Source organism: Myxococcus sp. AM011, assembly GCF_013372595.1.
Taxonomy (GTDB): Bacteria; Myxococcota; Myxococcia; order Myxococcales; family Myxococcaceae; genus Myxococcus; species Myxococcus eversor.
On sequence record NZ_JABXEM010000125.1, the window covers coordinates 1 to 13441 of the forward strand.

7 protein-coding genes and 1 pseudogene are annotated in these 13441 nt (G+C 69.4%); 4 read left to right on the forward strand and 4 right to left on the reverse strand.

What is annotated here, in order from left to right:
* The 4 genes and pseudogenes from HUW62_RS24825 to HUW62_RS24840 form a co-directional block, all read left to right on the forward strand.
* On the forward strand, positions 1-3536 hold a 3536-nt coding region (locus tag HUW62_RS24825; RefSeq protein ID WP_176435812.1), incomplete at its 5' end, for a copper oxidase.
* Positions 3537-3612: 76 nt separating this feature from the next.
* Entirely contained in the window at positions 3613-5607 is a 1995-nt protein-coding gene (locus HUW62_RS24830; protein WP_176435813.1) for a YncE family protein, read from the forward strand.
* Entirely contained in the window at positions 5604-6719 is a 1116-nt protein-coding gene (locus HUW62_RS24835) for an SCO family protein (protein ID WP_176435814.1), read from the forward strand. Before HUW62_RS24830 ends, HUW62_RS24835 begins: the two co-directional genes overlap by 4 nt.
* 169 nt (positions 6720-6888) lie before the next feature.
* A pseudogene (locus tag HUW62_RS24840) lies at positions 6889-8286 on the forward strand (ABC transporter substrate-binding protein); the annotation flags it as partial.
* Positions 8287-8353: 67 nt separating this feature from the next.
* Here HUW62_RS24840 and HUW62_RS24845 read toward each other — a convergent pair.
* The 4 genes from HUW62_RS24845 to HUW62_RS24860 all read right to left on the reverse strand — a co-directional run bounded on the left by HUW62_RS24845 (position 8354) and on the right by HUW62_RS24860 (position 13403).
* Positions 8354-9739 carry a sensor histidine kinase KdpD gene (locus tag HUW62_RS24845; protein WP_176435815.1) on the reverse strand — a complete coding sequence of 462 codons (1386 nt, stop codon included), beginning with the start codon at positions 9737-9739 and terminating at the stop codon, positions 8354-8356.
* Entirely contained in the window at positions 9736-10425 is a 690-nt protein-coding gene (locus HUW62_RS24850; protein WP_176435816.1) for a response regulator transcription factor, read from the reverse strand. Before HUW62_RS24850 ends, HUW62_RS24845 begins: the two co-directional genes overlap by 4 nt.
* A 426-nt stretch (positions 10426-10851) precedes the next feature.
* Positions 10852-11835 (reverse strand): aldo/keto reductase, encoded by a 984-nt coding sequence (locus HUW62_RS24855; protein ID WP_176435817.1) that lies wholly within the window; start codon positions 11833-11835, stop codon positions 10852-10854.
* Between the two features lie 161 nt (positions 11836-11996).
* Positions 11997-13403: an alpha/beta fold hydrolase gene (locus tag HUW62_RS24860; protein WP_176435818.1), complete on the reverse strand. Its 1407-nt coding sequence runs from the start codon at positions 13401-13403 to the stop codon at positions 11997-11999.
* Positions 13404-13441 lie beyond the last annotated feature (38 nt).

Consider the following 13441-nt stretch of genomic DNA (forward strand, 5'->3'; position numbering starts at 1 on the left):
CCCTCATCCCCATCCCCAGCCGGGCCATGCCGCCCATGCCCACCTACGTGGACACGGTCGTGAAGGACGCGGGCGGCAACCTGGTGTCGCGGCCCGCCTTCCCGGGCTACCCCTTCTACGTCGCGGGCAAGGCTGGCCACCGCCCGCCGCAGCCGCCGCTGGACATGGAGGAGGATGGCGGACTGCCGCGCCACATCGTCACCCGCGCCATCGGCCCCTCCACCTATGGGATGCCCGGCAAGCGCTTCTACGTGGACCATCACGCGCTGGAGGTGAAGCTGCTGCCCCCGGACGGCACGTTCCTGGAGAAGAAGGCCATGGCCTTCCATGGCGGCGAGTTCCCCGGCGCCACCTCCGCGCAGCGGCCCTTCTATACGGCCGACACCGTCGCGGCCTATCCGGCCTGGACGGCGACGGGCAGCAAGGGGTTCTTCTACGTCAACGGTCGCAAGCCCGTGGCGGGCGCGCCCTTCGCGGACCCGTGCCCCGCCTCCGCGCCACGCCGCGAGTACCGCGCGGCCTATCTGCAGATCGACCTGCAGAACGTCAACCGGGAGGGCTGGCATGACCGCCAGGCGCGCCTGATGGTGCTCAACGGCGACGTGGCGGACACCCAGAGCGGCCTGCGGCCCCCCGAGCCCTTCTTCTTCCGCGCCGAGTCGGGCGAGTGCATCAACTTCTACGCCACCAACCTGTTGCCCAAGGAGCTGGAGGCGGACGACTTCCAGATATTCACCCCCACGGACACCGTCGGGCAGCACATCCATCTGGTGAAGTTCGACGTGATGGCCGCGGACGGCGCGGGCAACGGCTGGAACTACGAGGACGGGACGTTCTCCTTCCAGGAGGTGCTGCACCGCCTGGAGAAGATTGAGACCGCGGGCGGCGCCTACGCGGCGGATGGCGCGGTGGACACCCAGGGCCCGCGCGTCCACCTGTCGGCAAAGGCGCACTCACGCCTGGGCATCATGGGCGCGCAGACCACCACCCAGCGCTGGTGGGCGGACCCGCTCACCGACTCCAAGGGCCAGGAGCGGCCCATCGAGACGGTCTTCACCCACGACCACTTCGGTCCGTCCTCCCACCAGCACCACGGCTTCTACGGCGCCCTCATCGTGGAGCCCAAGGGCTCGAAGTGGAGGGACCCGCGGACGGGCGTCTTCTACGGCACGCGCCCCAGCGATGGTGGCCCCACGAGCTGGCAGGCGGATGTCCTCACGAAGGACCCCGCCAACAGCTTCCGCGAGTTCGCGCTCGCCTTCGCCGACTACTTCCCCGCCTATGATTCGTGTGGCCAGCCGGTGAACGCTCCCAACTACAAGGAGACGGTGTTGCCGTGGGCGGTGGACTTCGCGGCGACGCCGATGCCGGAAGCCATCAGCGCCGGAGACCCGGGCGCGATGGTCATCAACTACCACAACGAGCCCATCCCCCTGCGCGTCGGTCAGCGCGCCTCGAGCTGTGGCCACCATGTGCTCCGCTCGGACGAGCGCGCGGACATGGCCAACGTCTTCCGCTCGGACCTGCACGGCGACCCATACACCCCGCTCCTGCGCGGCTACGAGGGTGACAAGGTGAAGATTCGCCTCATCCAGGGCTCCCAGGAGGAGCAGCACTCCTTCTCCCTGCATGGCACCAAGTGGCTGCACGAAGGCGCGGACCCGCACAGCGGCTACTTCAATGCGCAAGGCATTGGCATCTCCGAGCACTTCGAGTTCAACCTGACCAATGGCCTGCCCGCGCTCGGAGGCACCTACGAGACGGCCGACTACATGTACCAGAGCGCCTCCTCGGGTGACTTGTGGAACGGCATGTGGGGCCTGCTGCGCACCTACAAGAAGACGCAGACGGGTGTGAAGACGCTGGGACATCTGGCGCTCCAGGCCGCGGACCTGTCGACGATGGACCCCGCCGCCAGGTCCTTCCGCGCGCAACTCGCGGGGAGCGCCTGGACGCCCGCGCCCCTCCTGGAGCTGCCCACGGAGTCCGTGCTCGGACGGATGGACCCCGACACCGAGGAGACCATCCAACGCTCCTATGAAGTGGACGACGCGGGTCAGCAGGTCCGGGAGCGCAAGCTGAACTACGCCATGACCTACCCCGATGCGATGCGCCAGCTCGACGCCGCGCTCGTGCGACAGGCGGAGGCGCAGGGACGGTTCGGCCAGAAGGCGGCGAACGTCGATGCGTGCCCGCGTGGCAGCTCGGTGCGCCTCTATCGCGTGTCTGCGATTGACGCGGCCAGTGGCTTGCCGGGCGGTCGCCTCGTCTACAACAGCAAGTACGACCTCCACGACCCCGACGCCATCCTGTTCGCCCGGGACGAATACCTGGCGGACCTCAAGAAGGGAGCGCGCCAGCCCGAGCCGCTCATCCTGCGCGCCCGCGCCGGCGAGTGCCTCCAGGTGGAGCTCACCAACCGCCTGCCCGCCCAACTCAGCAAGACGCCGCAGTGGGCGTACCACACGGCCATCACCCCGTACTTCAACGTCAACCAGGTGAAGCCCTCCAGCCACGTCTCGCTGCACCCGCAGCTCGTCAACTACGACGTGAACACGGACGACGGCGCCAACGTGGGCCTCAATGCCCTCCAGACGGTGCCCCCCGGGGGCAAGCGCGTCTACCGCTGGTACATGGGTGACTACCGCAGCTCCAACACCGGCTCGGCCACGCGCCGAGGCATCTACACGCCGGTGGAGTTCGGCATCGTCAATCTGCGCAACATGGCGGACGTGGTGAACCACGGCATGCACGGCGGCATCGGCGCGCTCATCGTCGAGCCCGCCGACGCCGTCTGGACCACGGACGTGGGCACCGACGCCCAGGCGCGCGTGAGGTACAGCCTCCCCGGCACGGGCGACGACGAGGAGGAGGACGAAGACGAGGAAGACGAGGATGAAGAAGACGAGGACGAGGAAGGCAGGACGGAGACGTTCCGCGAGTTCGTCATCCTCTACCAGGACGACCTGGGCCTGCATTCCAGCCAGTCGCGCTTCTGGGACACGGAGGGGCTCGGCAGCGGCACCGCCCTGCGCAACACCCGGGGCATCGACGACTCCCAGGACACCGGGCAGAAGGCATTCAACTATCACACCGAACCGTTGTGGGCCCGCCTGGGCCTGCCTCCCCAGACAGACCCCGGGCTCCTCAATGACCGGGAGCTGGGTGACCTGTTGAGCTCCACGGCGCACGGAGACCCGGCCACGCCCGTGTTCACCGCGAACGCCGGCGAACCCCTGCGGGTGCGCGTGGGACATCCCTCGGGACACTCGCGCCAGCATGTCTTCACGCTCCATGGCGCCGAGTGGCCCTTCAACCCCTGGGCCCAGGGCGCCTCCTCCCTGCGCATGGGCCCCCACCCCACCTCGAGCATCGTCTCCAGCCAGGGCACCATGTCCGTCATGCAGTCCTGGAACTTCAATCCCCTGTACGGCGCGGGCGGCATCTCCCGTGTGCCCGGGGACTATCTCTACCGCGACCAGACCAGCTACCAGTGGAGCAGCGGCGGCCTCTGGGGCGTGGTGCGCGTGAAGTAGTTCCTCGTGGTCCTCCGGGCCGGCGCGGGGCTTCAACGTCCCTCGCCGGCCTTCCTTCTCCGCAATCCCATCCACCATGCGAAAGCACTCCCTCTTCATCGCGGGCGCCGTGCTCGCGGCAATCCTGGGCACCGCGCAATGGCAGTCACGGCATCGCGGCGCTCCGCCCGTCATCACCCGTCCCGAGCCCGTGGACCTGCCCGCGGCCCCCGCCGTGAAAGTGACGCGTCCCGAAGTGGCCGTGAGCTTCGACTTGCGACTGCACGCCCGGATTCCAGGCGCTGAACGTGGGACGCCGCTGGAGGGGACCGCGCGCTTCGTGCTCGAGAATCCCCGCACCGGAGCGCCGCTGAGCAAGGCGCGTCCGCTGGGCTGGATGACCCGGCGCGCGCGGGGCCAGTCCGCGCCCGACGAGGCCACCTGCAAGGAGCGCATCCAGACCTATCTGGGAGGGCTCCTGTCGGCGCGGGCCGACGCCAACTTCAATTCCTATCTCTTCCTCACCCTCAACCATGACCAGACGGTGTCGGTGATAGACCCCCAGATTGCCCTCGACCGCACCAAGCTTCAGAACCTGGTGTCGCTGGGAGGCGAGCCCGCGGACTGGGCGCTGCCTCCCGACCGGAAGGCGCTCTTCCTCTCCATCCCCGTGCACGGCACGGTGTCCGTGGTGGACCTCCGCCGCTTCGTTGTCGTGCGCAACGTCCCCGTGGGAAAGAAGCCGGGCCGGCTGGCCGTCAGCCCGGATGGGCGCACGCTCTGGGTGGCCAACGAAGGCGATGGCACCGTGTCCATCCTCGACACGGCCTCCTACCAGGTGCTGCGCACGCTCGAGGTGGGCGGTGGCGGACACGCCTTCGCCTTCAGTGACAACGGGCGGACGGCGTGGGTCTCCAGCTCCGAGGGCGAAGCGCTGGTGTCCGTGGACCTGGCCTCGCTCCAGGAGACCGGCCGCGTGGAGGTGGGCCGTGGGGTGGGCGACATCGCCTACAGCGAGGTGGCCAAGGCCCTCTACGCCGTGCGCGAGCCCACCCATGAAGCGCTGGTGGTGGACACCACCCGCCGCGAGGTGGCGCGCCGCATCTCCCTTTCGCCCTCGCCTGGGATGCTGCGCTTCGACCCCTCCGGCCGCTGGGCCTTCGTCCTCTACCCGCACGGCGACAGAGTGGAGGTCCTCGACGCGGCCTCCAGTGTGCTCGCCCACTCCCTCACCGGGTTCTCCGCGCCGGACCAGCTGGTCTTCACCGACGCCTACGCCTACGTGCGCAATACCGAGGACGCGCGCGTGTCTCTCATCGAGCTGGCCTCGCTGGCGAAGAAGGAGGGCGAGCCGTCCATCGTCCATGTGGTGATGGGGCAGAAGAGGCCCTTGGAGGCCAGGAGCCTGGGCCGCTCCGCGCCCATCGCTCCGATGCCCGAGGGCAACGGCGTCATCGTCGCGGGCACCGCGGATCGCGCCCTCTTCCTCTACAGCGAGGGAATGATGGCGCCGCGTGGCACGCACCTGAACTACGGCCGCGAGCCCAAGGCCGTGCTGGTGCTGGACCGCTCGCTGCACGAAGTGGAGCCCGGCGTCTTCACCGCCGAGGCCGTGGTGCGAGAGAACGGCGTCCACGACGTGTACTTCCTCCTGGAGGACCCGCGCACCATCGCGTGTCTGGAGTGGGACGTCCGGGGCGTCCCCGAGGATGCCTCCACCGTCCGCAAGCAACCCCTCGCCCTCACCGCTGACTTCGACGCCGGCGCGCCGCTCACGCCTCGCGTGTCCACCCCGCTGCGCTTCAGGTTGGCGCCCCTCCCGGACGCGAAGGACCCGCGCCCGGTGAGTCCCGAGGAGGTGCAGGTGTTGGTCTTCCGTCCGCCCTCGGGCCAATGGCTGGAGCGGCCCGTTCCCCGGCGAGTGGAAGAGGGGCTCTTCGAGGTCGACGTCTCTGTTCCCGAGCCCGGGCAGTACCAGTTCCTCGTCGGCGTGGAGGGCCGAGGCGCCCCGCTCGGCACACTCCCCCACTTCACCCTGCGCGCCCAGCCCTCGCTGGCGGCCCTCCCTCCCTCCGAGGTCCATCCCCGATGACGAACGCTCCCCTGAAGGCCCTCGTCATGCTGCTGTTCTTCAGCGCCACCGCTCCGGCGGGTTCGTTCGCGCAGGACACGGCGCGAGTCCCCTCTCCCGCCTCGCCAGCGCTCCGCATCCAGGTGCCCGATGTCCTCCTGGTCGATCAACACGGCAAGCAGGTGCGATTGGGATCCGACCTCGTGCGCGGACAGACGGTGGTCATCAACTTCATCTTCACCCGCTGCAAGACCATCTGCTCGCCGATGACCGCCACGTTGGCGCGCGTGAGCAAGGAGCTGGGGCCTGACAGCCCGGTGCGCTTCATCTCCATCACCCTGGACGTGGCCAACGACACCCCCGAGCGCCTCGCCCGCTTCGCCGAACCCTTCGCGCCCGGCCCGCGCTGGTCCTTCCTCACCGGCGAGCCCGCTCGCGTGAAGGAGGCCCTGGTCGCGCTGGGCGGCTACGCGCCGGACAAGGAGGCCCACCGCCCCCTCGTGCTCGTGGGCAACGCGACAGCGGACATGTGGCTGCGCGTGGACGGCCTCGGCTCGGCCTCCTCCATCCTCGAGGCCATTCGCGAGGTCCGCGCCGCCTCCGCGCCTCCCGTGGAGCTCGACACCGCGACGCCCTCCGCGCTGGACGCCGCCGCCGCGCGCTACTTCACCAACACGGAACTGGTGGACCAGCACGGCAAGACACACCGCTTCTACGAGGACCTCATCCGGGGCCGCACGGTCCTCATCAACTTCGCCTTCACCGCGTGCAAGGGCGTCTGCTCTCCCATGACGAAGCACCTCGCCGAGGTCCAGAAGAAGCTGGGAGGCCGCGTGGGCAGGGACATCACCATGATCACCCTCTCCGTGGACCCCGCCAACGACACCCCGGAGACGCTCGCGCGCTTCACGAAGAAGTTCGGTGTGGGGCCCGGCTGGTACTTCCTCACCGGTGCTCCCGAGAACATCTCCCTCGTGCTCAAGAAGCTCGGGGGCTTCACGAACGACCCCAACACCCACGGCTCCACGCTGCTCATCGGCGACACCACCACGGGCATGTGGGTGAAGGCCCCCGCGATGTCGGAAACCGACAACCTCGTGTACGCAGTGGAGCACCTGGATGCCCCCCGGTAGCGCCCCGCCGAGGATGCGTGACGGAACCCGCGCCGTCTGCATCTCGAGTGCCGCACGGTGGGCGCTCGCGGTCCTGGCGTCGATGTGGCTCGGGTGCAAGCCATCGGCGACACCTGCTCCCGTGGACCCGATGTTGGCGAAGCACGGACGCGGCCTCTTCCAGCGGGGCATGAGTGTCCGGGACACGCTCCTGGTGGGCCAGCTCGGCTCCGAGCGCATCGAGCTGAGCGGCGCCGTGGCCGCGTGCGCGCGCTGTCACGCGCCCTCGGGGCGCGGCAGTGAAGAAGGTGGCGTGGACGTGCCGGACATCCGCCCGGGAGCCCTCCACCACTCGCGCGCGCGTGACTCGGGGGACCTGGAGGACCGGGCGCGCCCCGCGTATGGACGTGACACGTTGCTGCGAGCCATCACCGAGGGCCGCTCGGCCAGCGGTCGAATCCTCGGGGCGACGATGCCGCGCTATGTGCTCTCCCCGGCCGAGCGCGAGGAGCTGCTCGCCTATCTGGAGACGCTGGGTGAGACACCCGACCCCGGCATCACTCCCGCCACCCTCACGGTGGGCGCGGCGCTGCCTCTGCGGGGGCGGTTGGGTGAAGCCGGGCAGGATGTGGCGCAGGTGCTGCGCGCGGCCTTCGAGGAGGTGAACGCGGAGGGAGGCATCTTCCGGCGGCGGTTGGAGCTGGTGGTGGAGGACGACTCGGCGCTCCACGACTCGAAGTCCTCGCCCGTGGGGCCGGATGCCACCGCGCGATTGCTGGAGCGCGGAGTGCTCGCGCTGGTGGGCAGCCTGCGCAAGGGTGTGCCCGCCTCGGACGCGCTGCTGCGGCGCGAGGGAGCACCGCTCGTGCTCCCCAGCGCACTCGCCGACGAGGGCCAGGGCGGAGACAGCCCCATCTTCTTCCTCTACCCCGAGGAGTCCACGCAGGCCCGCCTGGTGGTGCAGCACCTGGCGCGTACGGACGAGTCCTTGCTGCGCCGTCAGGCCCTGGTGGTGGTGCGCACCGAAGACGCATCGGGCCTCGCCTGGGCCCGTGCGGTGCGCGAGGAGGCCCTGCGACGCGAGCTGCCTCCACCGGTGGAGATTCCCCTGAGGAGCACGGCTACGGACCTCGCGGCGCTCCAGCCCCTGCGTCAGGCGCGGACACCCGCCGTGCTCTATGCCGGCCCGCCCGAGGGCCTCGCGACGCTGGTGGAAGCGCTGGCGTCCTGGGAGCAACAGACGCGTGTCTATGCACCCGCCCGCCTGGCCGCTCCGTCCTCGGTGACGAGCGGGCCGCTCCCGGTCTTCTTCGTCTACCCGCCGGGAGTGGAGGCCCGCGAGGAGCACCTGCGCGCCTTCACCGCCTTCCTCCAACGCCACGGCCTGCGCCCGCGTCATGTGGCCTTCCAGCTCGGCGCATATGCGGCGTCGCGAGTGCTGGTGGAGGCCTTGCGGCGCTCGGGCGCGGACGTCACGCGCGCGGACCTGATGCTTCACCTGGAGGCGCTGCGGGACTTCGACACGGGAGTGACGCCCCCGGTGACGTTCGGGGTGAACCGTCGCGTGGGCGTGCAGGGAGCCCAACTGGTTCGCCTGGACGGAGTGAGCGGTCGACTGGAGGCGGCCTCCGACTGGATTGCGCTCTCACCCTCGCTCAGCCCTGGTGCCGGGTGGGCAACTCCAACACCACCTCCGCTCCCCGACTCCGGGCGGAGTTCACCCAGACGCGGCCCCCGTGCCGCCGCGCCACCTCGCGGACGATGGCCAGCCCGAGGCCCGCTCCGGGCGTGGCGCTCGACAGCTTTCGAAAAGGGGCGAACACCTCTTCCCGCTGCGCGGGCGGGATGCCAGGACCCTGGTCCACCACGCTGATGCGCGCGTGCGCGTGCTCCCGCCACAAGCGCACGTGGATTTCCCCACCCGAGGGAGAGAACTTGAGGGCATTGGACAGCAGGTTGTCCACCGCCCGCCGCACACCCCCTGGATCGAACCAGACATCCTCTCGCGTGGGGGACTCCAGGAAGATGATGAGCCCACGCGCCTCCGCCTCGGCGCGCGCCGCCTCCACCGACTGACCCACCACGTCGACCAGGTTCGCCTTCGTCCTGTCCCACTCGCCCCGCCCCGCCGCCGCCAGCTCCAGCAGCTCACCCGCGAGCACCGCCAACCGGTCCACCTCGCCTCGGACCGCGCGGAAGGACGCCAACAGCTCCTCGTTGCCGCGCTCGCGTCGCAGCGCGAGGTCCATCCGGGTCCGCATGAGGGAGAGCGGCGTGCGCAGCTCATGGGCGGCGTCCGCGATGAGCCGCTCCTGCTCCTCCCGGGCGCCGCGCAGCTTGTCGGTGACTTCGGCGAGCACATCGCGCAACTGGCCAATCTCATCCGAGTCACCGTCCAGCGCCGGCGCCTGGGAGAAGTCACCCTCGCGCAGAATCCTCAGGTGGCCGGTGATGGCGCCCAACCGTCCCGCCAGGCGCCGGGCGAGGAAGGTCTGGAGCACCAGCAACAGCAAACCCAGGAGCGCCGCCATCGAGAAGGCCCTGCGATAATAGCCTCGGACCGATTCATCCACCTGCGCCATCGTCGCCGTCAGGCGCAGCGCATACAGCTCACCCTGGGGTGAGCGCACGCTGACCACCGCCTCGCGCACGCGCGTTCCATCCGGCAGGGCGCGAGTCGAAAGCTGGGGCGGACTCCGAGGGTCTCCCGGCATCAGCAGGGTCGTGACGACCTGCTCCTCCGGCAGCGATGGATGCTGCATCAGGAGTCGCCCGTCCTGGCCGAAGAGCTCTCCTTGAGGGGCGAACGGCTGGACCTGCGCCAGGAGAGGGTACATGGCGAGGTTCAGGCTCTCGCGCTTCTCGGAGCCCTCGAAGAGGCTGACGCTGAGGCTCTCCACCGCGACCTGGGTCAGCAGGGCATGGTCCAGCGCGGCTTCCAGGTCATAACGGAAGAGCTGCCCGGCGACGACGAGCGCGACCAGCGCGGCCAGCGCCGGCACCAGGGCGCCGAGCAACCACAGACGGCGTGCGAGCTTCATGACGCACGCGGTCCCTGCTCGATGAGCAGGGTATATCCCACGCCTCGCACCGCGCGGATGGAGACGTCCCTGGCGCCCAGTCGCTCCAGCTTCGCGCGCAGATAGCCCACGTACACCTCCAGCACGTTGGGGCTGCCCTCGAAGTGAGGCCCCCAGGCCTGAGCCATCAGCCTCGCGCGCACCTGTTGCGTGCCCGGGTGACGCGCCAGCGAGGACATCAGGGAGAACTCGCGCGCGGTGAGCGACTCCTCCTGGGTTCCACGGCGCAGCACCCTGCGGCGAGCGTCCAACAGCACCGTACCCATCCGCACCGGACCGCCCTGCTGGTCGTCCCTGCGGTGCAGCGCCTCCAGTCGCGCCAGCAGCTCGTCGAAGTCGAAGGGCTTCGACAGGTAGTCATCCGCTCCGGCGCGAAGCCCCGTCACCTTCTCACCCGGCGTACCGCGCGCGGTCAACATCAGCACCGGCGTCTGCAGGCCCGCCTCGCGCCATTGGCGAAGGACGGACACCCCATCCTGGTCTGGCAGGGACCAGTCCAGGAGGATGACGTCGAAGTGCTCGAGTTCGTCCTGACGCAATGTGACGCGCCCTTGATGACAGACAAGAACCTCGTGCCCTTCCTCCTCCAGGCCCTGCCTCAATAGAGCCACCATCGTCTCTTCATCTTCGACGAGCAGGAGCTTCAAGGCGCTGTGCCCATGCATCATGATTGAAGGGAATGAAATGTTTCACTCTTCATGACAGGAGGCCCCCCGGGCCGACCGGACTTGAAGGCAGCAGGTGTCGTTTCACGCCTGTGACCTCCTGACAGCTTGGATAAGCTTGTCTGAAGTCGCTGTCCTTATAATCAGGGAGCACGGGCCTTTGCAATATTTGCCATGATTTCGGGCCCGGGGAATGGCAGCGCAACTCGCGCTGGCCCGCACTCCCGGGGATTCCTGTGAGAATTCTAAGGCAGGCGCAGGAGCGCGGCCTGTGCCACTCCGTATGTATTTCAAATTGTTTCGTTGGAGGCGCCTCCCTTTTGGGCGACTGCGTCATCGCGATTCAAGGGAAGGGATTGGATGGGTTTGAGGCCCCGCCGCCCGCGACGGCACGGGTGTCACGGCACGTCAGCGATTCACCGCGCTCATGTCCGGGTAGCGCTGCCCCGTCGCCGCGCCCACCGGGAACACCGAGTCGAGCTGGGCGAGGTCCGCGCCCGTGAGCTCCACCCGCGCGGCGCCCGCGTTCTGCTCCAGGTACTTCACGCGCTTGGTGCCGGGGATGGGCACCACGTCCGGGCCTCGCGACATCACCCACGCGAGCGCGAGCTGCGCGGACGGCACGCCCTTCTGCTTCGCGAGCTGTTCCACCCGCTGCACCAGGTCCAGGTTCTTCTGGAAGTTCTCTCCCTGGAAGCGCGGGTTCTGGCGGCGGAAGTCGTCCGCGGGCAGGTCCTCGAAGCGCTTGTACTGGCCGGTGAGGAAGCCACGCCCCAGCGGGCTGTAGGCGACGAAGCCGATGCCCAGCTCGCGCACCATGGCGAGCACGCCGTCCTGCTCCACGTCACGCGTCCACAGCGAGTACTCGGTCTGCAGCGCGGAGATGGGATGGGTGGCGTGCGCCTTGCGAATCGTCTCGGGCGCGGCCTCCGAGAGGCCCAGGTAGCGCACCTTGCCTTCACGCACGAGCTCCGCCATCGCGCCGACCGTCTCCTCGATGGGGACCTTCGGGTCCACGCGGTGCTGGTAGTAGAGGTCGATGACGTCGACCCCCAAGCGCTTCAGCGAGGCCTCGCACGACTGACGTACGTAGGCAGGGTCACCTCGGATGCCCAGGAACTCGCCCTTGGCGCCGCGCACGTTGGCGAACTTCGTGGCCAGCACCACCTGCTCGCGGTGGCCGCGAATCGCACGGCCCACGAGCTCCTCGTTGGTGAAGGGCCCATACATGTCCGCGGTGTCGAGGAAGGTGATGCCCAGCTCGAGCGCCCGGTGGATGGTGCGCAGGGACTCCGCTTCGTCCCCCGCGCCATAGAATTCGCTCATCCCCATGCATCCGAGTCCCAGCTCCGAAACCACCAGTCCCTGCCGGCCCAGCTTGCGCTGCTTCATGGTCATGCCTCCGCTTTCCGCGTGAAACCGCCGCGCGCTGAAAATGCGGCGGGGGCAAGCGCGGTGCACCGACCCGGCGGCGGACGGAAGACGGGCTGCCTCCTCGACAGCCGCGAGGCATCGGCCCATCTCCCGCCCGGATGCGGAGCGAGCGGTCGACCTCAGCGCTTCGCCTCGATCTTCAGTCGCTCATCGCGAAGCTTCTCGCCCTTCAGGAAGGCCTTCATCCGCTCCAGGATGCGAGGGTCCGACTGGAAGAGGCCGTCATGTCCCGCGCCCTCCAGCACCAGGTGCACGGCCTGGGAGAGTCCGGGGCGCAAGGCCTCCGCGTTGTCCGGGCTCGTGCGCCCATCCAAGGTGCCGCTGATGAGGAGCACGGGCGCCGAGGCCTTCAGCGGGCCTCGAAAGGATTCACCCAGGTCGCTCACACCAGGCACATCCCCCGCCAGCAGTGCGCCTGGGTTGGCGCTGCCACCGAGCACGGCCTTCGACGCCTCCTTCGCGATGAGGGCGTGTCGCGCCGGGCTCACGCCGGAGGCCGCATCCATGGCGAGCGACATCGGGTCCAGCCCCCCTTCGCGCAACATGCTCGCGAAGGGCGCCATCGGCTCGTAGTTCCCCGCCTCCAGCGCGGGAAGCAGGCCGAGGAAGCGCCGGAAGGTGGCGGGGTCCCGCAGGGACTCGAAAGCAGCACGCTGAAGGTCGAAGGGGCTGACCTTCCAGGTGTGGCGTTCCCCCTTCGCCGGGTCCGTGAACTCCACGATGCGGGGCTCGCGCCGCAGCGCCTTCAACAACTTCGCCAGCCGCGCCTTCAGGCCCGGTCCGCGCTCACCCTCGGCGCGCAGCACGGCATCCCAGCGGTCGAGCAGCGCCTCCGCGTGGGCGGGCCGCTTCCAGGTGTCGTCCGGCCCCTCGATGCCGGCGAGGATGATGTGGTCCACCCGCTGCGGGTGGCGCCGCAGGTAGGCGAGGCCCAGGTGGGTGCCGTAGCTGATGCCCCAGAGGTTGAGCTTGGGGGCCCCCAGCGCCTTGCGCAGCACCTCCAGGTCGTCGGCGCTCTCCACCGTGGTGTACGCGCCCAGGTCCACGCCCGCAGCCATCCAGGTCCGGCTCGCCTCGGCGGCGGCCTTCTTCACCGTGGTGTCGAGCAGCGCCTCATCCATGGGCTGCTCGAGCGGGACGGCCCAGCTCCGCGCCATTTCGGGCTGGGGATTCGAATCGCCGGCGCCGCGCTGATCCAGCGCGATGACATCGGCCACCTCGCGCAGGGCGAGGAACAGGTCGAAGCGGACACGGCGCGCGGTCTCGATGCCGGAGCCGCCCGGGCCCCCGGACAGGTACACGATGGGTGCCGCGGGCGAGGGGTTCGTGCTCTTGAAGCGCACGAAGCGCAGGGGCAGGCCCGGGCCCTCGGGACGAGCGTGACGCAGGGGCACGGTGAGTGTGCCCAGCTCGGCCTGAACGCTCCGGCCGTCGCGGGCCTGGAAGGTGTGCGGCTGCAGTTGCAGACCCTGGGCATGGGCGAGGGAGGGCGGAAGGGTGAGGGCAAGCAGGAGCACGGCGCGCATGGCGTTCCTCCGAGAAGGGCTTCAACGAGAAGGAGGAT

Bases quoted from the DNA above. Each gene is read 5' to 3' on its own strand.
- HUW62_RS24855 (WP_176435817.1), bottom strand. From the start codon at position 11,835: ATGAAGCAGCGCAAGCTGGGCCGGCAGGGACTGGTGGTTTCGGAGCTG.
- HUW62_RS24845 (WP_176435815.1), bottom strand. From the start codon at position 9,739: ATGAAGCTCGCACGCCGTCTGTGGTTGCTCGGCGCCCTGGTGCCGGCG.
- HUW62_RS24860 (WP_176435818.1), bottom strand. From the start codon at position 13,403: ATGCGCGCCGTGCTCCTGCTTGCCCTCACCCTTCCGCCCTCCCTCGCC.
- HUW62_RS24830 (WP_176435813.1), top strand. From the start codon at position 3,613: ATGCGAAAGCACTCCCTCTTCATCGCGGGCGCCGTGCTCGCGGCAATC.
- HUW62_RS24835 (WP_176435814.1), top strand. From the start codon at position 5,604: ATGACGAACGCTCCCCTGAAGGCCCTCGTCATGCTGCTGTTCTTCAGC.